The organism is Pseudomonas sp. PSPC2-3 (assembly GCF_049898265.1).
Taxonomy (GTDB): Bacteria; Pseudomonadota; Gammaproteobacteria; order Pseudomonadales; family Pseudomonadaceae; genus Aquipseudomonas; species Aquipseudomonas veronii.
Genome location: NZ_JAFCXJ010000014.1, coordinates 1 through 21,417 on the forward strand (window position 1 = coordinate 1; position 21,417 = coordinate 21,417).

Below are 21,417 nucleotides of genomic sequence, written 5' to 3' on the forward strand. Positions count from 1 at the left end.
GCCAACCTTGTTGGCGAAGAACATCGCGGCCAGCAGCACGCCGGCCAACACGCCGAAGGCAAGGTTGTGGGTGGCCACCACGACCACAACGGTGACGACCATGACAATGTTGGTCGACAGCGGGTGCTTCTTCAGGTTGCGCAGCGAATCCCAACTGAAAGTGCCGATGGACACCATGATCATCACTGCCACCAGCGCAGCCATCGGGATCTGCTTTAGCCAATCGCCAAGGAATACCACCATCAGCAGCAGGAATACGCCTGCGGCAAGGGACGACAAGCGAGAACGACCGCCAGATTTCACGTTGATGATCGACTGACCAATCATCGCGCAGCCGGCCATACCGCCGATCAGACCCGAAGCAATGTTGGCCACGCCCTGGCCCTTGCACTCGCGGTTCTTGTCACTGGGGGTGTCGGTCAGGTCGTCGACAATGGTTGCGGTCATCATCGACTCCAGCAGACCGACCACGGCCAGCGCTGCCGAGTAAGGGAAGATGATGGCCAACGTCTCGAACGTCAGCGGTACGTCAGGCCAGAGAAAGATTGGCAGCGTATCCGGCAGTTGACCCATATCACCGACCGTGCGGATATCCAGCCCAACCGACATGGCAACGGCGGTCAGCACGATGATGCACACCAGCGGCGATGGGATGAGCTTGCCGATCTTGGGGATATAGGGGAACAGATAGATGATGCCGAGGCCTGCGGCTGTCAAGGCGTAGACGTGCCAGGTGACATTGGTCAGCTCGGGCAGTTGAGCCATAAAGATCAGAATCGCTAGGGCATTGACGAAGCCGGTCACCACCGAGCGCGAGACGAAGCGCATCAGTGAGCCGAGCTTCAGGTAGCCAGCAGCGATCTGTAACACGCCACATAGCAGCGTGGCGGCCAGCAGATATTCAAGACCGTGGTTCTTGACCAGGGTCACCATCAGCAGTGCCATGGCTCCGGTTGCGGCCGAGATCATGCCGGGGCGGCCACCGACAAAGGCGATCACTACGGCGATACAGAAAGAGGCGTACAGGCCGACCTTGGGGTCGACACCCGCGATGATCGAGAAGGCGATGGCTTCAGGGATGAGGGCCAGGGCGACCACAAGACCGGCGAGGATGTCGCCACGGATGTTGGATAACCAGGTTTGCTTTAACGAGTGGAGCATCAGAATTCCCAAGGCAATGGATCGCGCAGCACAGCATGGCGCAAGCCATGTGCAGCTGGTCGATACGAGGTCAAATTGTCGGATGTAGGGGGGCTGTGGCGGGTGTTAAAACCGAAAGCACAGCAGAGCGCGACCGCTGGCGGAGCAAGCAGTCACAGATGATGCGGGGGGCGAAGCGCTATGGCGGCGTAGGCAGCCAGATCATATTTTGCAGGGTGAGCATGAGGTCTTATCGAGTGTCTTTGGTAACTCAATGGCCGCGACATTCTACAGGAAGAGGGCAATTTCTGCGAGTCATCACCGACTAGGGTGTCCTGTTTGGATGTCAGCCTGAGCTATACCCTAACTGGATGTCAGGCAGGGCCGCGCCGCTTAGTCAGAATAGAGTCATCTTTTGTCACTTTCAGAAGGCGACAGCACGAAATATCAAAAGTCGACCGCACGGTCTTTTCTGACGTTGGAGTCGCCTCAGAAAACGGAAAATAAAGCACGCTAAGGCGTAGTTCCCTCGGGCTACACCGCGTCCGCACTGCGCGGTTCTTTCTTCCCTTGCAGTGACGCAATCAGCGGGCAGGAAACGTTCCCCTTCCGCGCATGGCAGGCGCACACCAAATCAGACAGCACGGCCTCCATGCGCGCCAGGTCAGCCATCCTCTCGCGCACGTCCTTGAGCTTGTGCTCGGCCAGGCTGCTGGCTTCCTCGCAATGGGTGCCATCCTCCAGCCGCAGCAGCTCGGCGATCTCATCCAGGCTGAAGCCCAACCGCTGGGCTGATTTCACGAAGCGCACCCGCGTTACATCCGTCTCGCCATAGCGGCGAATGCTGCCGTAAGGCTTGTCCGGTTCCGGGAGCAAGCCCTTGCGCTGATAGAACCGGATGGTCTCCACATTGACCCCGGCCGTCCTGGCGAAAACGCCAATGGTCAGGTTCTCCAAATTGTTTTCCATATCGCTTGACTCCGTACATAACTACGGAAGTAAGCTTAAGCTATCCAATTCAGATTCGAAAGGACAAACGTATGTCTGAACCTCAAAACGGGCGCGGCGCGCTCTTCACTGGCGGGCTGGCCGCCATCCTCGCCTCGGCTTGCTGCCTCGGGCCGCTGGTTCTGATCGCCTTGGGGTTCAGCGGCGCTTGGATCGGCAACTTGACGGTGTTGGAACCCTATCGCCCCATCTTTATCGGCGTGGCGCTGGTGGCGTTGTTCTTCGCCTGGCGGCGCATCTACCGGCCGTCAGCCGCCTGCAAACCGGGTGAGGTTTGCGCGATTCCCCAAGTGCGAGCTACTTACAAGCTCATTTTCTGGGGCGTGGCCGTGCTGGTTTTGGTCGCGCTCGGATTTCCCTACGTCGTGCCATTTTTCTATTGATCACAGGAGTTCACCATGAAAAAGCTGCTTTCCGCCCTTGCCCTCGCTGCCGTTGTTGCCCCCGTGTGGGCCGCCACCCAGACCGTTACGCTGTCCGTACCGGGCATGACCTGCTCGGCCTGTCCGATCACTGTCAAGAAGGCGATTTCCAAGGTCGATGGCGTCAGTAAAGTTGACGTGACCTTCGAGACGCGCGAAGCGGTGGTCACCTTCGATGATGCCAAGACCAGCGTGCAGAAACTGACCAAGGCTACCGAGGATGCGGGCTACCCATCATCAGTCAAGAACTGATCATGAAAGACCCGAAGACACTGCTGCGGGTCAGCATCATTGGCACAACCCTCGTGGCGCTGTGTTGCTTCACCCCTGTTCTGGTCATTTTGCTCGGTGTGGTCGGCTTGTCCGCGCTGACCGGCTATCTGGACTATGTGCTGCTGCCTGCGCTGGCGATTTTCATCGGCTTGACCATCTACGCCATCCAACGAAAACGCCAAGCCGATGCCTGCTGCACCCCGAAATTCAATGGAGTAAAAAAATGACCGAAATCACCGTGAATGGCATGACCTGCACATCCTGCGCCACCCATGTCAAAGATGCTTTGGAAAAGATTCCCGGCGTGAATGCCGCTGTGGTGTCCTATCCAGAAAGCCGCGCGCAAGTCATGGCAGACACCGCCGTGAGCCACAACCAACTGCTGGCCGCCATCGCCGCATTGGGTTATCAAGGCTCGATCCGGGTTGGTGATTTCAAAGATGAACCAAAAATCCGTGATGCACTTGAGGGCGCCGGTTTGCATATCGCCATCATTGGCAGCGGCGGGGCCGCGATGGCGGCGGCGCTGAAGGCCGTCGAGCAAGGCGCGACGGTCACGCTGATCGAACGCGGCACCATCGGCGGCACCTGCGTCAATATCGGCTGTGTGCCGTCCAAGATCATGATCCGCGCTGCCCATATTGCCCATCTGCGCCGGGAAAGTCCGTTCGACGGCGGTATTGCGGCAACTGTGCCTGCGATTGACCGCAGCAAACTGCTGGCCCAGCAGCAGGCCCGTGTCGATGAACTGCGGCACGCCAAATACGAAGGCATCCTGGACGGCAATCCAGCCATCACCGTTTTGCACGGTGAAGCGCGTTTCAAGGACGACCAGAGCCTGGTCGTCCGTTTGAACGAGGGTGGCGAGCGCGAGGTAACGTTCGACCGCTGCCTGGTCGCCACCGGTGCCAGTCCGGCCGTGCCGCCGATTCCGGGCCTGAAAGAGTCACCCTACTGGACTTCCACCGAAGCGCTTGTCAGCGACACCATTCCCGCACGCCTGGCCGTGATCGGTTCGTCGGTGGTGGCGTTGGAACTGGCGCAAGCCTTTGCCCGGCTCGGCAGCCAGGTCACGATCCTGGCACGCAGCACCTTGTTCTTCCGGGAAGACCCGGCCATCGGCGAGGCCGTGACAGCCGCTTTCCGCGCCGAGGGCATCGAGGTGCTGGAGCACACGCAAGCCAGCCAGGTCGCCCATGTGAACGGCGAATTCGTGCTGACCACCGGACACGGTGAATTGCGCGCTGACAAGTTGCTGGTTGCCACCGGTCGGGCACCGAATACGCGCAGCCTCGCGCTGGACGCGGCGGGGGTCACTGTCAATGCGCAAGGGGCCATCGTTATCGACCAAGGCATGCGCACGAGCAACCCGAACATCTACGCGGCCGGCGACTGCACCGACCAGCCGCAGTTCGTCTACGTGGCAGCGGCCGCCGGCACCCGTGCCGCGATCAACATGACCGGCGGCGACGCAGCCCTCAATCTGACCGCGATGCCGGCAGTGGTGTTCACCGACCCGCAAGTCGCCACCGTGGGCTACAGCGAGGCGGAAGCGCACCACGATGGCATCGAGACCGACAGTCGCACGCTGACACTCGACAACGTTCCGCGAGCGCTTGCCAACTTCGACACACGCGGCTTCATCAAGCTGGTCATCGAGGAAGGTAGCGGACGGCTCATCGGCGTGCAGGCGGTGGCCCCGGAAGCGGGCGAACTGATCCAGACGGCGGTGCTCGCCATCCGCAACCGCATGACGGTGCAGGAACTGGCCGACCAGTTGTTCCCCTACCTGACAATGGTCGAGGGGTTGAAGCTTGCGGCGCAGACCTTCAACAAGGACGTGAAGCAGCTTTCCTGCTGCGCTGGATAAAAAAAGGAGGTTTTCAATGAGCGCCTACACCGTGTCCCGGCTGGCCCTTGATGCCGGGGTGAGCGTGCATATCGTGCGCGACTACCTGCTGCGCGGATTGCTGCGTCCGGTGGCGTGCACCCCGGGCGGCTATGGCCTGTTCGATGATGCCGCCTTGCAACGGCTGTGCTTCGTGCGGGCGGCCTTCGAGGCGGGCATCGGCCTGGACGCGCTGGCGCGGCTGTGCCGGGCGCTGGATGCTGCGGACGGCGATGAAGCGGCCGCGCAGCTTGCCGTTCTGCGCCAGTTCGTCGAGCGTCGGCGCGAAGCGTTGGCCGATCTGGAGGTGCAGTTGGCCACCATGCCGACCGAGCCGGCACAGCACGCGGAGAGTCTGCCATGAACAGCCCCGAGCGCTTGCCGTCCGAGACGCACAAACCGATCACCGGCTACCTGTGGGGCGCGCTGGCCGTGCTCACCTGTCCCTGCCATTTGCCGATTCTCGCCATTGTGCTGGCCGGCACGACGGCCGGCGCGTTCATCGGAGAGTACTGGGGTATCGCAGCCCTCACGCTGACCGGTTTGTTCGTCCTGTCTGTGACACGACTGCTGCGGGCCTTCAAAGATCGATCATGAGCGCTTCCCATTGAGACAAACCACGCTGTCGCTACGTTGCCTCATGCCGGCATCAAATTCGGCTGAGTAGCTTCTCGCCATCTGGACGTAGCTCACCCTTGGGTGAAACATGCCGATACAGGGTCTGCCGCGTGACGCCAAGTTCCTGGCACAGGTCGCCGACCTTGGTCTCTGGCTGACCCATTGCCGCCATCGCCAGCCGCAGCTTGGCGGCGGTCATCTTGAACGGCCGGCCGCCTTTCCGCCCGCGCGCGCGGGCCGAGGCTAGGCCGGCAATCGTGCGCTCCGCGATCAACTCGCGCTCGAACTCGGCCAGGGCGGCGAAGATGCCAAAGACCAGCTTGCCGGCGGCGGTCGTGGTGTCGATGGCCGCGCCGTGCCCGGTTAATACCTTCAAGCCGATGCCGCGCCCAGTCAGGTCGTGCACGGTGTTGATGAGATGTCGCAGGTCGCGTCCGAGCCGATCCAGTTTCCACACGACCAGTGTGTCGCCAGTTCGCAACGCCTTCAGGCAGCTCGTCAAGCCGGGCCGATCCTCGCGCATGCCGGATGCCTGGTCCTCGTAAAGATGTACTGGATCGACCCCGGCGGCAATCAGCGCGTCGCGCTGCAAATCGGTAGCCTGGGAGCCGTCCGCCTTCGATACCCGCATGTAGCCTATCAGCATGTCGTACCTGTCACATATACGTTCGATTATGTGACAGTGTGAGCCGGAAAGCTCTATCCGTCAAAATTTGTCACTTAACCCGTCATTTTGTTTAAGACATGCAAAGGGTGCATCAGGCAGGTAATGTGACAGAAATTCCGGCGGGATGCCTTCCTTCACGAAGGTGGCGCGCAACCGTTCCAAGGAAGCGGGATCGCGCCGACCATAGGAAGCCAACGCGAACAGCGAGCGTGCCGTCTCGGGGTTGTGTCGCGCTTCAATGATGGCCTCGTCGATGGCCTGGACTGCACGCTGCCAGTGATTGATGGGCTCGGGCTTCGGCGCTTTCGTCGGCAGGCCACTGGTGAACCCGGTTTGGGGCTCGGACCAGAATAGCTTTGCCTGCTCGCCTGGCGGGCTGATGTCCCTCACCTCAATCAAGCTGATTGCCGTTGCCGCCGCCTCCAGCATCTGTAACCGTACTATCGGATTCAGGGTTTCATACGGTCGCCACAGACTTTGCCCAGCACGCAGCGGATGCCCGCAGCCTTCCCAGACTTGGCGGGGATACCCCGCGCAGGTTCCGCACGCGGAAAGCGGGGTGTTCAGCTCATCGAGCAGCGTGCGAAGAAGTCGAAACCACAATCCGGCGTGGATGCGTCGGCGCGGCAGCTCCACGTGACCGGTTGTCAGTGCCTGCCAGGTACGCTGGTCCATCGCCGCAATCGCGTCGCTGGCGGTGCGCGGTTCGGCGTCGGCGTTCTCCCAGCCGAGAAACCGCCCTGGCACGCCCCAATAGGATTCCAGCCAGCAGCCATGCAGCGGGCAGCTCAGCATCAGGGGCAGCTTCCACGCGAGCAGTACGGCTTGGTTCTCCGGATCGCTCAGGCAGAGCGGACAGGCGCGGTTTATCGGCTGGCTGGGCAGCCAGGCACGCCAGCTCGTGATGGATCGCGTCTTACGGCGGAGTCTTGGCAGCAACACCGAGAGCTGAAACGCATAGGTTTCCAAGGCGTCTGGAATCTGGTCATCAAGGCTGTCCAGTAGCCAAGGCACCCATCCGGCGAAACTCATACAGCGCAGCCGGTCCAGCTCGATGCCGCTCCGCTGGGAAAGCAACGCCAGCAGCGAGAGTGGTGGCGCGGTGTCCAGGTCATCGACCTGGCCGTGACCAAGATCGTGCTCCAGCAGGTCGGGCTCCTCCATGTGATAGCAAAGGGCCACGCGGTTGAGCCATGAGGACAGCGCCTCGCCTTCTTTCGGGGCGGGATGCAGCGGCCAGCGCGGCGCAGGCTTCACATCAGTTCCCGCTCGAATTGCCGCCGCCGCTCGCTGGGTCCGGTGTAAACGGCCATGCTGAGTGTGCGATGGTTGATCGCTTCCTCGCCGCTCTCCACGGCGACGATGGCCGCCGCCATCAGCAAGTGCGCCAGTTCCCCTATGGTGCCCTCGCTGCGTGTGAGCAGGTAGCGAGCCATGTCCAGCGTGGCAATTGGGGAAGGCCGGCGCAGCGGGAGCGAAGCGGCGAAGCTGGCCAGCAGTGAGCAGCAATCGTCGTTGGCCTCCCATACCGGCAGCATCATCGGCTCGAAGCGATTTTCCAACTGGTCATCGGAGCGGATGGCTAGGTAGGCGTCGCGCGTGCCTACCCCAACCAACGGGATGCGCAGTTCGTTGCCGAGGAAGCGCAGCAGGTTGAGGAATTCCCGGCGGTTGACGCTGTTGCCGGCCAGCACGTTGTGCAGCTCGTCGATCACCAGCATGCGCACGCCGACCTTGCGCAGCAGTGCCAGAGCCAGTTGCTCCATTTCCGGCAACCGTGGGCGTGGGCGCAGCGGCGCGCCCATCGCGGCGAGCAGCGCGACGTAGAAGCGGATCACGGACGGCTCGGACGGCATCTGCACGACCAACACCGGGATGTGCTCCTGGTCGGCGTCGGAGCTGGCCGGGTGGGTGCGGCGGAACTTCTCGACGATCATCGACTTGCCATTGTTGGTCGGGCCAACCAGCAGCAGGTTGGGCATGCGTTGCTTGTTTGGCCACGCATAAAGGGCTTCCAGCCGGTTCAGCGCCTCGACTGCGCGCGGATAGCCGATCCAGCGGTCGGCGCGAAGGCGCTGGATGCGCTCGTCCGCCGGAAGACGGGCCAAGCCCTGGGCCGCCGGCAGCAGGTGGGACAGGTCGATGATGGGATATTCGTCCACGGCTACCACTCCTCAATCTGGTCGAACGGTTTGGCGGGTGGCAAGTTGTCTGCCTGCGGGTCGGCAATATCCGTATCCGGCGGAACGGGCTTGTCCGGCCGAGCTGATGTCTTGAGGTGCTGGCGGCGATCCGCGTCACGCCGCGCCTTGCGTGTGGCCTTCTGCGCGCTGGTCACAATCTCACGCATCTGGCCGATCATGCGGAACAGCGCCGACTCATCCACCTGTTCGCGCCCTTGCTGCCGCAGTTTCGCCAGCGCCTGCCGTTGTTCCCAGAGGGTGACAGCCGGATGCGACAAGGTACGGTAGGGAATTTCCAGGTAATGCTGTCCCTCCGGTTCCAGGACCCAGATACGGCTGATGTCGCGCGGATCGCGCCGGATCAGAAAGGACGGCCAGCGTTCACGCCGCGCAATCCACGGCTTGAGCGCATCGGCGTAGTAGTGGATGTGGTCGATGACAAAGCCGGTGCGGGTCAGCGTGCGCCGGAGGATCGGCAGAAAATCGACCAGGAACGAAGTAGCGCGTGTGACGACGGCCGGTACGCCGACACGCGCCACGGCCTCGGCCCAGCGCGCGGCCGGCGGTTGGAGCAGGCCGTTGTGCACCGAACCGTGGTAGGTGCCGACCGCCAATGTGAGCCAGCGCTCTAGCTCGCGCAGCGTCAGGGCGGCCTTGTTTTCGGAATCGTAGTCGCCGCGCTGGTCAGGGTTGGAGAAGGTCGTTCCCGGCAGTTCGTCGTGAATCATCTGCATCGCCGTGCCGATGATCCGTTCCACGATGCCGCCATAGTGCGGCTGTCCCAGCGGGCGATAGTCCAGCCGGATGCCATGCTGCTCGCAACCCCGGCGCAGGGCCTCGCTCTTGAACTCGGCCGCGTTGTCTAGGTAGAGCAGCAAGGGCTTGCCGCTCATCTGCCAATCCATTTCCACGTTCAGTCCTTCCAGCCAAGGGCGCTTGTCGCAGGCGACATGCACGAGGCACAGGCCAACCGAAACGGCAGACGGCGCTTCCAGCGTGACGACCATGCCGAGCACGCAGCGGGTGAACACGTCGATGGCGAGGGTCAGGTACGGGCGGCCAATAGGTTGCCGGTCGCGGTCATCGACCACGATCAGGTCGATGACCGTATGGTCTATCTGCACCTGCTCCAGCGGCGCGGTCACGGCAGGAGGCTCGCCGCCCACACCTTGTAGGTCACGAGCGGCATCCTGGCCTTCCCGCCGGCGGATGACCTTGCGCGGGTCAAGGCTAGCGATCCGTAAGGCCACGGTATTGCGCGCCGGCACTCGCAGTTTTTGAGCCTTGCACACCTGAGTGACTTCGCGGTGAAAGGCCGCTAGGCTGCGCTTCTGCTTGGTCAGGAACCGCTTTTGCAGTAGCTCGTGGATGACGCGCTCGACCGGTTCCGGCAAGCGCCCCTTACCTTTACCTCCACCGGACTGGCCGGGCACCAGATCCGTCACGAGGCCGCTGCCTTGCCGGGCACGCCGGATCAGAACGTATACCTGGCGCCGAGACAAGCCCAGCGCCTGAGCCGCCATATCGGCCGCTTCGTGCCCGACCGTCTCCGACTGCGCCAACGGACTGATGATCTCCGCACGACGGCGCGCACGCTCCCAAGCCTCATCAGGCAGAGTGGCCACGCCTTGTTCTGGAATCCGTGGGGTGTCCGTCGCCATGCTCACCTCGCTTTGGTGCACACGAGTATTGAGCATAGTCGAGATTGGTGCAGATCACTTCTGATATTGAACTGTCAGGAGCTGGCTGCACAACAGCCATTACGCCCAATCAACTGGTGCAGTCGTCTTCTGAAAATGACAGTCGGCCTTACGCCCGGTTGGGGTGTACTTCAACTGGACGCAGTCCATGCCCGTTGCGGCTTACAGCCATCACGCGGGGCTTAGCGTACAAAAAACTCCGTATTCTGCGGGCTCCCCTCGTTGATCATGCGCCCAACCTCCCGCGTTGACGGCACCCGATGGGAAGGATTGATGGAATTCGCTTCTGCGTTTGCGAGATTCTCTATCACCGTCAATAGAACGTGTCGTGCTGTTTCGACGTCTTGCTCCTCGAGCCCGGCCACACTCACCTCGTTGACTTCCAGCGCCAGAGGAATCAACACATCCTTCAGTCGCCGTCCTTCATCGGTGAGGAAGACGTGAACATTTTTCTTGTTATCCGGCATCTGCTGCCGGACGACGTAGCCCAGTTTTTCCATCGCCTTCACCGCAGCGAAAGTCGTAGGTTCCATCAGTCCAGCCTGAGTGCTGAGTTGTTTTTGGGTCAATCCGTCTGTCTCCCAGAGGATCCGCAAGAACGCCCAATGACCAAAGGATACGTCGTGTTCGGTCAACCGCATCTGCAGTGCTCTGACCAGCGCGCGAGTTGCATCCTTGACCAGGTGGGCCAGACGGTCATCAGGTACAACATCGTGCCAATGCCTGAGTATTTCCTGGGTTTCAGGTTGTTTGTGGCCTAAAGGCTTTCGTGCAGTCATATCAAGGTCCGATCTCATCACCTGCGTAAGCGATACTAAGCATAACGCGTTGCCTCAACACATGCGCTAGATCAAAAAATACTTAGAGATCGTTCTTTTTTTGATTGCGAGAGAAGAAAATTCGCCATATTCTCTTAGAGACCTAATAAAAAAGCACACCAAGCCCCCCCATGGCTTTGGTCGTGCTACACAAAGTCCGAGGCGTGCACAATGACAACAACAGCAGCTACAGATGCCGTGCCCCATCTTCTCCAGCGCAGCCATGAGCGCATCGAGAAGGTCTATAGAAAAGTCACACTACGTTTGATGACCTTCATCTTCGTGGCCTGGGTTCTCAATTATCTGGATCGCGTGAACATCAGCTTCGCGCAGGTTTACCTGAAGCACGATTTAGGCATGAGCGATGCTGCCTACGGACTCGGCGTAAGCTTGTTTTTCATCGGCTACATCGCATTGGAAATACCCAGTACGCTTTACCTGCAAAAGATTGGTGCCCGGTTGACGATCACCCGGATCATGGTGCTGTGGGGCTTGATCTCAGCGTCCATGGCGTTCATGACAACGCCCACTGAGTTCTACATTGCCCGCGCCCTGTTGGGCGCTGCCGAAGCTGGCTTCTGGCCTGGAATCATTCTTTATCTGACCTATTGGTATCCAGGTGCCAGGCGTGCTCGCATCACCTCGCGCTTCTTGTTGGCCATCGCCGCGGCGGGAATCATCGGCGGTCCCCTGTCCGGTTGGATACTCACGCATTTCGTCGACGTCATGGGAATGAAAAACTGGCAGTGGATGTTCATCCTGGAAGGTCTTCCCGCTGCCGTAATGGGTGTGATGGCCTATTTCTATCTGGTGGACAAACCCGAGCAGGCCAAGTGGCTCGACGACGAGGAAAAATCCATTATTCTCGACGCGCTGGCCGCTGACCGCGCAGGCAAGAAGCCCGTTACCGATAAGCGTCATGCTGTGCTGGCTGCGCTCAAGGATCCGCGCGTATACGTCCTTGCTGCTGGTTGGGCCACCGTGCCGCTCTGTGGCACGATCCTCAATTACTGGACGCCTACCATCATCCGCAACACCGGCATCCAGGATGTATTGCATGTCGGATTGCTTTCCACCGTGCCATACATCGTGGGGGCGATCGCCATGATTCTCATTGCGCGCAGCTCCGACATTCGTCTGGAGCGTCGCAAGCACTTCTTTTTCAGTATCGCCTTCGGTGCCTTGGGCGCCTGCCTGCTGCCTCACGTTGTGGACTCGGCCATTATTTCAATTACTTGCCTGGCAATGATTGCAGTGTCGTACTTCGGTGCCGCAGCGATCATCTGGTCGATTCCTCCTGCTTATCTTAATGATGAGTCCGCCGCAGGGGGGATTTCGGCGATCAGTTCTCTTGGTCAGATCGGAGCGTTCTGTGCGCCCATCGGACTGGGCTGGATCAACACAGTCACCGGCAGCCTCGCAATCGGACTGACGATAATCGGGGCCCTGGTCCTGGCGGGTGGTATGGCGGTTCTGATTGCGGTGCCAGCTAACGCCTTGAGCGAAAAGCCACTTACCGACGAATAGGATCGAGCAGTCTGATTGGCCGAATCACGCCCAAAAAATGTTAGATATCTATGCAACTCTCGGTGCGCGGGCGTGTTCAGCCCGCGACCGGATGTAATGAGGAAACAGCGATGAGTAGTTCCGAACAGCTCGATGATGGGTTCACTGGCCTCAAGGTGATCGCCAAAACCGAAATTGCCCAAGGCATTTTCCGCTTCGAATTGGCCCACCCGCAGGGGATGCTTCTGCCCGCCTTTACGGCCGGAGCGCACCTCAGGGTAAGGGTGCCCAACGGAAGTATCCGCAATTACTCATTGAGCAACGACCCGCAAGAGCGTGAGCGTTATGTCATTGCTGTCAAGCGTGACGCCAACGGACGAGGCGGTTCGGTGAGCATGGCCGATGATATCGAGGCAGGCGACTTGCTACCGGTGGCAACTCCGCAAAATGAGTTCGAACTGATCGAGAATGCCCGACAGTTCATCTTCGTCGCCGGAGGCATCGGTATTACCCCGATCCTGTCGATGATGCGTCACCTGAAGGCCAGCACCGACCTCCCCTTCAAACTTTACTACTGCACCCGTAATCCGGAACTCACCGCCTTCAGGGATGAGCTGCTGGGGGCCGAATTTGCCAACACGGTAGTCATTCACCACGACTTCGGCAATCGGGCAGACGCTTACGATTTCTGGCCTGTTTTCGACAAACCGAGCAGCGGTACACATGTGTACTGCTGTGGCCCCCGGCCATTGATGGACAGCGTGCTGGACATGACGGGGCACTGGCCACCCGGCTCCATACATTTTGAAAGCTTCGGCGTCGACCAGAGTCGCTTCGCCGAAAACCGGCCTTTTTCGGTGACCCTTGGCCGGAGCGGAATCGACCTCGAAATTCCCGTCGACCGCTCGATTCTGGAGGTTCTGCGTGACAACGGTATCCGGGCGCCAAGTTCTTGTGAGAGCGGCACCTGCGGCTCTTGCCGTACCCGTCTGATCGAAGGTGACGTCGAGCATCGCGACATGGTGCTGCGTGAGGACGAACAGCACGATCAGATCATGATTTGCGTTTCCCGAGCCAGAAATGACGTGCTGGTACTCGACCTCTAGGCGAGACCTTTTTTACAAACGATTAGTTGAACGCTGGAGATATTACATGTTGACCCCAGAAGAGAACCTGTTGCTCTGCCGCGTCGAAGGCGACGCACCGATGGGCCAGATGATGCGCCGTCACTGGACGCCAGTGTGTTTGCTCGAAGAAGTCAGCGAGCCCGACGGCACGCCTGTCAGGGCCCGTCTGTTCGGCGAGGACCTGGTCGTGTTTCGCGACACCGATGGTCGCGTGGGAGTTATGGACGAGTATTGCCCGCATCGCCGCGTGTCACTGATCTACGGCCGCAATGAAAACTCGGGATTACGCTGCCTGTATCACGGCTGGAAGATGGACGTGGACGGTAATGTGGTGGAAATGGTTTCCGAGCCTGCCGCCAGCAACATGTGTCAGAAGGTCAAGCACACGGCCTACAAAACCCGCGAGTGGGGCGGTTTCGTCTGGGCCTACATGGGGCCACAGGACGCAATTCCCGAATTTGTGCCGCCGGCCTGGGCACCCCATGAGCATGTTCGAGTGAGCATCGCCAAGGCAATCATTCCCTGCAACTGGGCGCAGATCCTGGAAGGCGCCATCGACTCGGCACACAGCTCAAGCCTGCACTCATCCGACTTCGTTCCAGCCCGGGTCGGGGGGGCAGAAGCAACCTCGAAAAACTGGCTAAGACCGTCCACGGACAAAGCGCCGCGCATGCAAGTCGAGCGTACCAGCTATGGCTTCCGCTATGCCGCTCTGCGCCGTCCTATCCAGAATGCCGCCACCAGCGAGTATGTACGCTCTACGGTGTTCGTAGCCCCGGCCACCGCACTGATCCCACCGAATAATTTGTACAACGTCGCGAATATCAACGTACCCATCGACGACACCCACACTGCCTTCTATTTCATGGCCTGGGGAAATCCCGATAACACTCCGGAAACAGAGACCTGGCGAAAGTTTCTCGGCCAGCAAGTCGGCATCGATCTGGACGACAGTTACCGACCGCTACGCAACGACGGGAACCGTTTTTTCCAGGACCGTGAAGCCATGAAAAACGGCAACTTTACGGGCATCAAGGGTTTCCCCAATCAGGATATCGCCATGTGGGTGACCATGGGGCCCATCGCCGATCGCTCCGATGAGCGCTTGGGCGCCAGTGACTTGGCGGTGGTGGAGTTCCGCCGGGTCATGCTGGATGCCTTGGCAGCCTTTCAGGCGGGTGAATCCGCTATTGGCACAGGTGAGAAAGCGATCCCTTCCAGAATCTGCTCGTTCCAGGCGATCGTGTCCAAGGATATCGACTGGCGTGATTATCAAGCTCGTTACGTATGGGCCCTGGATGATGCCAACATAGTCGCAGAGCCTGATTACGAGGTTCATACGTGATGGCCAGCCATGCTGAATCCACGGCTCGGCTACGTCTGGGGGTGGTCGGTCTGGGCCGGGCATTCACCCTCATGCTGCCTACCTTCCTGGCCGATCGCCGCGTCCAGTTGGTGGGCGCCTGTGACCCTCGTGAACAAGCTCGCAGGCAATTCGAACGGGATTTCGATGCGCCTGCATACGAGACCATCGAAGACCTGGCAGCCGACAGCAATGTCGACGCCTTATACATCGCCAGCCCACATCAGTTTCACGCCGAACACACCCGTATAGCTGCGGCTAACCGCAAGCACGTGCTGGTCGAAAAACCCATGGCGTTGTCGTTGGACGAGTGCGACCGGATGATCGCCGATTGCGCCGAGGCGGGTGTGAAGTTGATCGTTGGGCATTGCCACAGCTTCGATACCCCGTACCTGCGTACCCGGGAGCTGATTGGTAGTGGCGAGTTCGGCGCGGTCAAGATGATTCAAGCGTTGAACTACACCGACTACCTGCAGCGTCCTCGCCGCCCGGAAGAACTCTCGACCGCTGAAGGCGGCGGAGCAGTATTCAGCCAGGCCGCCCACCAAGTAGACGTGGTCCGTTTGCTGGCTGGCAGTCGCGCGACCCGTGTCCGCGCGGCAGTGGGTAACTGGGACCCCGCCCGGCCTACTGAAGGCGCCTACACAGCCACTTTATGGTTCGAGAATGGGGCATTCGCCTCCATTACCTACAACGGCTACGGACACTTCGACTCCGACGAGTGGATGGACTGGGTTGGAGAAATGGGCAAGCCCAAAAACCCCGAAGCTTACGGCGGCGCACGTCGGTTATTGCAGCAGGTGCAAACGGCGGATGAGGAGGCGCGGCTCAAGGCTGAGGGCACTTATGGCGGCACACGCTACGTCAGCCCCTCCCCTACCGACGACGCGACGGCCTTCCAGCATTTCGGCCCGATTATTGTGTCGTGCGAAGGTGGCGACCTTAGGCCAATGGCGGATGCCGTCATGATTTACCGGCCGCATAGTCGTGATCGAATGATGCTTGAGCGGCCAACGGTGCCGCGTTCCGAAGTCATAGACGAACTGTATCTAGCGCAGTTCTACGGGGTCACTCCGTTGCATGACGGCGAGTGGGCTCGTGACACGTTGGAGATCTGTCTCGCCATGTTGCGATCCAGCGAAGAACAACGCGACATCACACTGGGTGTGAATGTTGAAGATACTCAATCCTGCGAGAACCCATCATGAACAAGTTGAACTTATCTATTGCTGTGGGCAACTACGATCGTATCCGACCATTGGTGGACGGCGAAGTACAGATCGATGGGGTCGACCCGATCTTTATGCTGCAAGATCCCGAAGAGATCTTCTTTCGCGCATTTCGCCATGCTGACTACGACATCTGCGAGTTATCGTTGAGCAGCTACAGCGTTAAAACCGCGGCTGGCACCAGTCCCTATATTGCTGTCCCCGTCTTCCCGTCCCGCGCGTTTCGACACACCTCGATCTATATCCGCAATGATCGCGGAATCGAGTCCGCGGCAGACCTCAAGGGCAAACGTATCGGTGTGCCGGAGTACCAGTTGACAGCGAACGTATGGGTTCGACTGTTCCTGGAAGAAGACCATGGTTTGAAAGCGTCTGACGTCACCTGGGTCCGTGGCGGGTATGAAGAGACCGGGCGTCTGGAGAAAATTGTTCTGAAGCTGCCGGCGGATGTAATCGTCGAGAACGCACCGGAGACTGAAACGCTTTCTGGCATGCTCGCCTCTGGTGAGCTGGATGCCGTGATCGGTCCACGTGCACCTTCCTGTTTCACCCAGGGCCATCCTAAGGTCAGCTATCTCTATCGTGATCCTCAGGGAGCGGCCTCGGACTGGTATCGCCGCACTCAGCTATTCCCGATCATGCACGTGCTGGGGATCCGGCGCACGTTGGCCGAGCAGCACCCTTGGTTACCCGGGGCCGTTGCCAAAGCATTCGAGAAGTCCAAGTCCGTAGCGCTGCACAAATTGAGCGACACCTCCGCCACCAAGGTAACGTTACCGTTTATCGAGGATCAGTTAAGAGCGGCGCGCCAGTTGCTCGGTGAAGACTTCTGGTCCTATGGTTTCGAAGCTAACCGCCACGTACTCAGTCGCTTCCTGGAACGCCACCACGCCGAAGGCCTGTCGTCACGCTTGCTTCAGCCTGAAGAGCTGTTCCATCCAGCTTCGTTGGAGAGTTTCAAGATTTAACGAAAGTCCTGGCGAAGGTTTACCCCTCGAACAAACGTTATAGGGCATTTCGTGTACTTAGCATGGTAATAAATTTTGTGGCTGCTCCTATCGTGCGGTTAGATGGCGGCCACAACTTTTTTGCACGCTGCGTATGTTGGCGATCGCCATGCTCGAAAACGCACGTATATATAAGGCCAGGTAAAAACATACGTGCATGCGGAATTCCCAAGAGGGCTGGCTAGCTGCCAAAGGTCAATAGGCCTGGCGAACACCTGTGAATAATAAAAATAAGGAAGGGTGACAATGAATAAACAAACATGTAAGACGCTGATGCCTGCTCTGCTTATCACATTACCCTTCGCCCCATCTTTTGCGGCGGCGGACATCTTGAAAGATAGCAAAGGCAATCTTGAACTAAAAAATTTCTACTTCAATCGCGACTTCAGAGACTCGACGGCCACTGATTCCAAGCGAGAGGAGTGGGCTCAGGGCTTCATCGTTAATCTCCAGTCCGGTTTTACCGACGGACCTGTTGGTTTTGGATTGGACGCGCTTGGCATGTTGGGGCTCAAACTTGACTCCAGCCCCGACCGATCGGGCACAGGACTTCTATCTCGCGGTAGCGATCGGCGTGCCTATGATGATTACTCGAAGCTTGAACTGACGGCGAAGGCCAGAATCGCTCAGAGTGAGTTAAGAGTTGGCGGTTTGAATCCAGTTCTTCCCTTACTGGCCTCAAACAATACACGACTTTTGCCACAAGTGTTTAACGGCGTGCAACTATCATCAAAGGATATCACGTCGTTGACTGCGACTCTTGGTCAAGTCGACTCCGTCAAGCAGCGTGACTCAACCGACTCTGAAGATCTGTCTGCCAGTTCTCAACAAGGCGGCTACTCTTCTGCCATCACCAGTGACCACTACACATATGCGGGATTTGACTATCAACTTCTTCCTTCCCTCAATGTGGCGTATCAGTACAGCGATCTGGAGAACTTGTTTCGGCGGGATTACGTCGGCTTAAAGTTCAACAAGCCCTTGTCCATAGGTCGCGTGTTTGCTGAAGTCAGATACTTTGAAGGTCAAGAAAGTGGCAAAAAACTACTGGGAAAAGTGGATAATCGGACGATCAGTAGCAATGCGGGCTATTCGGCCATGGGACACACCTTGAGTGTGGGTTATCAAGCGGCATCCGGCGCGACTGCATACCCGTATGTAAACGGTACGGACACCTATCTGTTTGGTGAAATGCTGGTGAGCAACTTCGCTCTTGCAAATGAAGACGTCTGGTATGCCGGATATTCGTATGACTTTGCCACCCTCGGCTTGCGTGGCCTGACATGGAATCTGCGTTATGCGAAAGGAGAAAACGTCGATCCCGCGAATATTAAAACAGTGAAGGCAAAGGCGCTCAGGGCGGAAGGTTCCGACGGTGAGGAATGGGAAAGAAGTTCTGATATCACTTACGTAGTCCAAAGTGGTGCGTTTAAAAATGTTTCATTCCGATGGAGGAATGCAATCAATCGCTCCACTTATACAGATGGGGCCGATGAGAACCGACTCATCATTGGATATGTCTATAACTTTTGATTGATAGCCATGCTCAGGTGCAATGCTCGTCTGGATTCTGCGCTTGGGCATGGCGAGCTGATATTTCGTTATTTATTGATTCAGGTGGGCTGGAATGCAAAATATAGAACTGACGGGCTTGGGTTCCGAGATCGATGAAAACGTACACAGGGCGTTATTGGAGGATGTCGGAAGTGGTGACATCTCCGCGAAACTTGTACCGTCCGCTCGCTTGGCCAGTGCAAAAATCATTACTAGAGAACCTTGCATCATCAGTGGTGTGTCGTGGGTGGAGGCCGTCTTTCGCCAACTGGATCCGCTTGTCATCCTGAAGTGGAACGTTAAGGATGGAGATCGCGCGGAACCCAATCAAACCGTATTACATTTAGAGGGCCCTGCCCGCTCTTTATTGACCGGTGAGCGAACCGCGCTGAACTACTTACAGTTTTTATCGGGCGTCGCGACACAATGCCGGCGGCTAGCTGATAAAGTTTCGCATACTCACGTAAAGTTGCTCGACACTCGAAAGACTATCCCTGGCCTTCGGCTCGCACAAAAATACGCCGTCACTTGCGGTGGTTGCCATAATCATCGCATTGGTCTCTACGACGCCTTCCTCATCAAAGAAAATCATATTGCAGCTTGCGGTGGTATTCTCGAAGCTATCAATACTGCACAACGCATTGCACCAGGTAGACCGGTAGAGATCGAAGTCGAAAACCTGGGCGAACTGCAAGAAGCACTGAGAGGTGGAGCGGATTTAATCATGTTCGACGAACTGAGTCTGGATGACATGCGTGAAGGCGTTCGACTCAACAACGGACAGGCCCGGCTTGAGGCCAGCGGCGGAATCAATGAAAGTACATTGGTAGCTATCGCAGATACTGGGGTCGACTACATATCAATGGGCGCGATAACTAAAAATATAAAAGCCATAGACTTATCTATGCGCTTGAGCCTTTAAACATCAGGCAGTATTCTGCCGAGCCCTGCCTGCGTTAAATAGCCAGAAATAGCATTATTTGTGGGGGCATCACGGGGGTTTGCAGGTAGTTGCCCTTGGCCTGGTCGAACAGCGCCGGAGGACTGCGGCGGTACTGCTACCGCTGCGCGGACTATGATGCTGTCGCGAAAGCTCTCCGAGCAGCTTGGGGAACTGTTCGAGGAGCTGGTGAATGCCCTAAGACTGGTTGGCGACGGGGTGATTTGTATCTCGAATATGAACGCCCAGATCGCAAGCGCTACCGAGGAGCAAAGTACGGTCACACCTGAGGTTAACGGCAGCGTAGCGAGCATCCGCCATCTAACAGAGAGCTTCGCTGGTAGCTTGCAAACCTCAGCCTTGGAAATCACTGCTTTGGGGCAGAGTAAAAAGCAGCAGCAAGCGCTACTGGACGGATTCCAGAGATAGCTGAATCACCCCTTAATATTTGGATATTCGATCGCTGCTTCACGCCCTGAGGAAGTCAGTCAACCTTGATCAAGGTTCTTGAGCAGCGGTGAACCGCGCTTCTTCAAGGCATTCCAATTGGTATTCCAATCAAAAATAAAAACAGATATTAATGTTATAGGGGAGCCCGCAGAATACGGAGTTTTTTGTACGCTAAGCCCCGCGTGATGGCTGTAAGCCGCAACGGGCATGGACTGCGTCCAGTTGAAGTACACCCCAACCGGGCGTAAGGCCGACCATTCAGGCCGCGTCAGAGTAGGATGGCTTTCTGAATTTCCTGACGTTCCAGCGTCCACCTCTACGACCTCAACCTGACAGACAGAGCGCTTAGCGTACGAAAATTTCCGTTTTCTCTATTCGCCCCAAGATCAAAGAGCCAGCGCGCACCGTGGAGGTCGCATGCTTTCTTCGGTATTGCCTGTTCACCACCACAGACCAGTTGATCCTTATGGTGCAGCGCCGGATCGCCGATCTGTGGCGTCAGGCTGCCGCCGATGTCCCCGCTACCGTCAATTGGGCCGCAATGTACAAAACGCTGCTCGGCGAACTTGTTGCCTTGAGCGCGCAAGGTGCGGTGCCAGATGCTGAGTTGCGTGCCCGTCTTGAAGCCTTGATCACCGAAACCCAGAAACGCAAACCACCGAGCAGGGCCTCCCTGGTCCGCGAGGGATTGATTGATGGAATTCGGGGTTGGGGGAGCAACGGAACAGAAAGTGCACTTAAGCTCAGTCGCTGCCCCGCAAACCCTTGCAACGTCTGGATAGTTTCGAAAAACGACCGTTTTATGAAACCGTTTCCGCTATCGCGAGGAAAGGTCACCAACACCCGAAAATCAGTGCAATAAACCTTTCTCACGAATCAAAGTTCGTTAATTCGCAGTCGCTGACGAGTAAAACGAACTCTAATTCGGCTTACGTTGGTTTTCAGTTCCATTGCTCCCCAACCCCCGATGTCGCCCGGGTGAAATTCGTAAAGTCCGCGCAACGGCTGGGCTTTAGCCTCGAAGAAGTGGCCGGGCTGTTGAGGCTCGATGACGGCGCTCACTGTGATGAAGCGCGCGTGCTCGCCGAGCAGAAGCTTGGGGATGTGCGTGGCAAGCTCGCGGATCTGCGACGGATCGAGTCTGTTTTGGTGCAACTGGTTCACGACTGTTGTGCGAGCCACGGGACCGTTTCCTGTCCGCTAATCGTTTCGCTGCATGGGTAAAACGCTCTGCGTTGGCCAGTGGTTGTGAAGGGAACCAGCGGACAAGGTCTACGGCTGCCGCGGCTGTGAAGCCGCACCGGTCACCGCCGACAAACCGGCTCAACTGATCGAAAAGAGCATGGCCAGTCCTAGCGTCCTGGCGATGCTGTTGATCACCAAATACGTCGATGGTCTGCCGCTGCACCGCTTCAAAAAAATCCTCGGTCGTCACGGCGTCGATATCCCCCGCCAAACCCTGGCGCGCTGGGTGATCCAGTGCGGCGAGCACCTGCAACCGCTGCTGAATCTGTCTACGAAAAC

Annotated in this window: 21 protein-coding genes and 3 pseudogenes; 17 read left to right on the top strand and 7 right to left on the bottom strand. The window is 58.3% G+C overall.

Features of this window, described 5'->3' with window-relative positions:
* Positions 1 to 1,161 (bottom strand): SulP family inorganic anion transporter (locus tag ACP7E3_RS28495; RefSeq protein ID WP_426125107.1); only part of this gene is annotated, 1,161 nt, incomplete at its 3' end.
* A gap of 513 nt (positions 1,162 to 1,674) precedes the next feature.
* Positions 1,675 to 2,109 (bottom strand): Hg(II)-responsive transcriptional regulator, encoded by a 435-nt coding sequence (gene merR, locus ACP7E3_RS28500; RefSeq protein WP_000429838.1) that lies wholly within the window; start codon positions 2,107 to 2,109, stop codon positions 1,675 to 1,677.
* A 71-nt stretch (positions 2,110 to 2,180) separates the two neighbouring features.
* Here merR and merT point away from each other — a divergent pair, with 71 nt between their 5' ends.
* The 6 genes from merT to merE are packed head-to-tail and all read left to right on the top strand — an operon-like array spanning position 2,181 to position 5,328.
* Positions 2,181 to 2,531 (top strand): mercuric ion transporter MerT, encoded by a 351-nt coding sequence (gene merT, locus ACP7E3_RS28505; RefSeq protein WP_001294667.1) that lies wholly within the window; start codon positions 2,181 to 2,183, stop codon positions 2,529 to 2,531.
* Between the two features lie 15 nt (positions 2,532 to 2,546).
* Positions 2,547 to 2,822 carry a mercury resistance system periplasmic binding protein MerP gene (merP, locus tag ACP7E3_RS28510; protein ID WP_000735441.1) on the top strand — a complete coding sequence of 92 codons (276 nt, stop codon included), beginning with the start codon at positions 2,547 to 2,549 and terminating at the stop codon, positions 2,820 to 2,822.
* 2 nt (positions 2,823 to 2,824) lie between these two features.
* Positions 2,825 to 3,070: a mercury resistance system transport protein MerF gene (merF, locus tag ACP7E3_RS28515; protein ID WP_000654684.1), complete on the top strand. Its 246-nt coding sequence runs from the start codon at positions 2,825 to 2,827 to the stop codon at positions 3,068 to 3,070.
* Entirely contained in the window at positions 3,067 to 4,713 is a 1,647-nt protein-coding gene (merA, locus tag ACP7E3_RS28520; protein ID WP_000136268.1) for a mercury(II) reductase, read from the top strand. Before merF ends, merA begins: the two co-directional genes overlap by 4 nt.
* Before the next feature lie 16 nt (positions 4,714 to 4,729).
* A complete protein-coding gene (gene merD / locus ACP7E3_RS28525; RefSeq protein ID WP_003465059.1) occupies positions 4,730 to 5,095 on the top strand; it encodes a mercury resistance co-regulator MerD in 366 nt (121 codons plus the stop codon).
* The gene (gene merE, locus ACP7E3_RS28530; protein ID WP_001087809.1) at positions 5,092 to 5,328 is read left to right on the top strand and encodes a broad-spectrum mercury transporter MerE; all 237 of its coding nucleotides are present in this window, start codon (positions 5,092 to 5,094) and stop codon (positions 5,326 to 5,328) included. The genes merD and merE overlap by 4 nt, the downstream gene beginning before the upstream one ends.
* Positions 5,329 to 5,380: 52 nt before the next feature.
* Here merE and ACP7E3_RS28535 read toward each other — a convergent pair whose 3' ends face one another.
* The 5 genes from ACP7E3_RS28535 to ACP7E3_RS28555 form a co-directional block, all read right to left on the bottom strand.
* Positions 5,381 to 5,995, bottom strand: coding sequence for a recombinase family protein (locus ACP7E3_RS28535; RefSeq protein WP_000904941.1), 615 nt, complete (start codon positions 5,993 to 5,995; stop codon positions 5,381 to 5,383).
* 60 nt (positions 5,996 to 6,055) lie between these two features.
* Positions 6,056 to 7,273, bottom strand: coding sequence for a TniQ family protein (locus ACP7E3_RS28540; RefSeq protein ID WP_006122485.1), 1,218 nt, complete (start codon positions 7,271 to 7,273; stop codon positions 6,056 to 6,058).
* Positions 7,270 to 8,178 carry a TniB family NTP-binding protein gene (locus tag ACP7E3_RS28545; protein ID WP_003155746.1) on the bottom strand — a complete coding sequence of 303 codons (909 nt, stop codon included), beginning with the start codon at positions 8,176 to 8,178 and terminating at the stop codon, positions 7,270 to 7,272. Before ACP7E3_RS28545 ends, ACP7E3_RS28540 begins: the two co-directional genes overlap by 4 nt.
* 2 nt (positions 8,179 to 8,180) lie before the next feature.
* A complete protein-coding gene (locus tag ACP7E3_RS28550) occupies positions 8,181 to 9,860 on the bottom strand; it encodes a Mu transposase C-terminal domain-containing protein (protein WP_000179844.1) in 1,680 nt (559 codons plus the stop codon).
* A 221-nt stretch (positions 9,861 to 10,081) separates the two neighbouring features.
* Positions 10,082 to 10,678 (bottom strand): MarR family winged helix-turn-helix transcriptional regulator, encoded by a 597-nt coding sequence (locus tag ACP7E3_RS28555; protein ID WP_060765988.1) that lies wholly within the window; start codon positions 10,676 to 10,678, stop codon positions 10,082 to 10,084.
* A 210-nt stretch (positions 10,679 to 10,888) separates the two neighbouring features.
* On the opposite strand from ACP7E3_RS28555, the gene ACP7E3_RS28560 reads away from it, so the two are divergent.
* The 11 genes and pseudogenes from ACP7E3_RS28560 to ACP7E3_RS28610 form a co-directional block, all read left to right on the top strand.
* A complete protein-coding gene (locus tag ACP7E3_RS28560; RefSeq protein ID WP_060765957.1) occupies positions 10,889 to 12,244 on the top strand; it encodes an MFS transporter in 1,356 nt (451 codons plus the stop codon).
* Positions 12,245 to 12,354: 110 nt separating this feature from the next.
* Positions 12,355 to 13,329, top strand: a complete 975-nt coding sequence (locus ACP7E3_RS28565; RefSeq protein ID WP_060765958.1) for a PDR/VanB family oxidoreductase — start codon at positions 12,355 to 12,357, stop codon at positions 13,327 to 13,329.
* Positions 13,330 to 13,375: 46 nt separating this feature from the next.
* A complete protein-coding gene (locus tag ACP7E3_RS28570; RefSeq protein ID WP_060765959.1) occupies positions 13,376 to 14,695 on the top strand; it encodes a Rieske 2Fe-2S domain-containing protein in 1,320 nt (439 codons plus the stop codon).
* On the top strand, positions 14,695 to 15,921 hold the full coding sequence (locus tag ACP7E3_RS28575; RefSeq protein WP_060765960.1) for a Gfo/Idh/MocA family protein: 1,227 nt from the start codon (positions 14,695 to 14,697) through the stop codon (positions 15,919 to 15,921). The genes ACP7E3_RS28570 and ACP7E3_RS28575 overlap by 1 nt, the downstream gene beginning before the upstream one ends.
* Positions 15,918 to 16,910: an ABC transporter substrate-binding protein gene (locus tag ACP7E3_RS28580; protein ID WP_060765961.1), complete on the top strand. Its 993-nt coding sequence runs from the start codon at positions 15,918 to 15,920 to the stop codon at positions 16,908 to 16,910. The genes ACP7E3_RS28575 and ACP7E3_RS28580 overlap by 4 nt, the downstream gene beginning before the upstream one ends.
* Positions 16,911 to 17,195: 285 nt before the next feature.
* Positions 17,196 to 18,482: an OprD family porin gene (locus tag ACP7E3_RS28585; protein ID WP_102642970.1), complete on the top strand. Its 1,287-nt coding sequence runs from the start codon at positions 17,196 to 17,198 to the stop codon at positions 18,480 to 18,482.
* Between the two features lie 94 nt (positions 18,483 to 18,576).
* On the top strand, positions 18,577 to 19,425 hold the full coding sequence (gene nadC / locus ACP7E3_RS28590) for a carboxylating nicotinate-nucleotide diphosphorylase (RefSeq protein ID WP_060765963.1): 849 nt from the start codon (positions 18,577 to 18,579) through the stop codon (positions 19,423 to 19,425).
* 153 nt (positions 19,426 to 19,578) lie between these two features.
* Positions 19,579 to 19,872: a hypothetical protein gene (locus ACP7E3_RS28595; protein WP_060765964.1), complete on the top strand. Its 294-nt coding sequence runs from the start codon at positions 19,579 to 19,581 to the stop codon at positions 19,870 to 19,872.
* Positions 19,873 to 20,275: 403 nt separating this feature from the next.
* A pseudogene (locus ACP7E3_RS28600) lies at positions 20,276 to 20,599 on the top strand (Tn3 family transposase); the annotation flags it as partial.
* 260 nt (positions 20,600 to 20,859) lie between these two features.
* A pseudogene (locus tag ACP7E3_RS28605) lies at positions 20,860 to 21,117 on the top strand (MerR family DNA-binding protein); the annotation flags it as partial.
* 43 nt (positions 21,118 to 21,160) lie between these two features.
* A pseudogene (locus tag ACP7E3_RS28610) lies at positions 21,161 to 21,406 on the top strand (IS66 family transposase); the annotation flags it as partial.
* Between the last annotated feature and the right edge of the window lie 11 nt (positions 21,407 to 21,417).

Excerpts from the sequence above, each read along its gene's own strand:
- merR (WP_000429838.1), bottom strand. The coding sequence starts at position 2,109 with ATGGAAAACAATTTGGAGAACCTGACCATTGGCGTTTTCGCCAGGACG.
- merT (WP_001294667.1), top strand. The coding sequence starts at position 2,181 with ATGTCTGAACCTCAAAACGGGCGCGGCGCGCTCTTCACTGGCGGGCTG.
- merP (WP_000735441.1), top strand. The coding sequence starts at position 2,547 with ATGAAAAAGCTGCTTTCCGCCCTTGCCCTCGCTGCCGTTGTTGCCCCC.
- merF (WP_000654684.1), top strand. The coding sequence starts at position 2,825 with ATGAAAGACCCGAAGACACTGCTGCGGGTCAGCATCATTGGCACAACC.
- merA (WP_000136268.1), top strand. The coding sequence starts at position 3,067 with ATGACCGAAATCACCGTGAATGGCATGACCTGCACATCCTGCGCCACC.
- merD (WP_003465059.1), top strand. The coding sequence starts at position 4,730 with ATGAGCGCCTACACCGTGTCCCGGCTGGCCCTTGATGCCGGGGTGAGC.
- merE (WP_001087809.1), top strand. The coding sequence starts at position 5,092 with ATGAACAGCCCCGAGCGCTTGCCGTCCGAGACGCACAAACCGATCACC.
- ACP7E3_RS28535 (WP_000904941.1), bottom strand. The coding sequence starts at position 5,995 with ATGCTGATAGGCTACATGCGGGTATCGAAGGCGGACGGCTCCCAGGCT.
- ACP7E3_RS28550 (WP_000179844.1), bottom strand. The coding sequence starts at position 9,860 with ATGGCGACGGACACCCCACGGATTCCAGAACAAGGCGTGGCCACTCTG.
- ACP7E3_RS28555 (WP_060765988.1), bottom strand. The coding sequence starts at position 10,678 with ATGACTGCACGAAAGCCTTTAGGCCACAAACAACCTGAAACCCAGGAA.
- ACP7E3_RS28560 (WP_060765957.1), top strand. The coding sequence starts at position 10,889 with ATGACAACAACAGCAGCTACAGATGCCGTGCCCCATCTTCTCCAGCGC.
- ACP7E3_RS28565 (WP_060765958.1), top strand. The coding sequence starts at position 12,355 with ATGAGTAGTTCCGAACAGCTCGATGATGGGTTCACTGGCCTCAAGGTG.
- ACP7E3_RS28570 (WP_060765959.1), top strand. The coding sequence starts at position 13,376 with ATGTTGACCCCAGAAGAGAACCTGTTGCTCTGCCGCGTCGAAGGCGAC.
- ACP7E3_RS28575 (WP_060765960.1), top strand. The coding sequence starts at position 14,695 with ATGGCCAGCCATGCTGAATCCACGGCTCGGCTACGTCTGGGGGTGGTC.
- ACP7E3_RS28580 (WP_060765961.1), top strand. The coding sequence starts at position 15,918 with ATGAACAAGTTGAACTTATCTATTGCTGTGGGCAACTACGATCGTATC.
- ACP7E3_RS28585 (WP_102642970.1), top strand. The coding sequence starts at position 17,196 with ATGAATAAACAAACATGTAAGACGCTGATGCCTGCTCTGCTTATCACA.
- nadC (WP_060765963.1), top strand. The coding sequence starts at position 18,577 with ATGCAAAATATAGAACTGACGGGCTTGGGTTCCGAGATCGATGAAAAC.
- ACP7E3_RS28595 (WP_060765964.1), top strand. The coding sequence starts at position 19,579 with ATGATGCTGTCGCGAAAGCTCTCCGAGCAGCTTGGGGAACTGTTCGAG.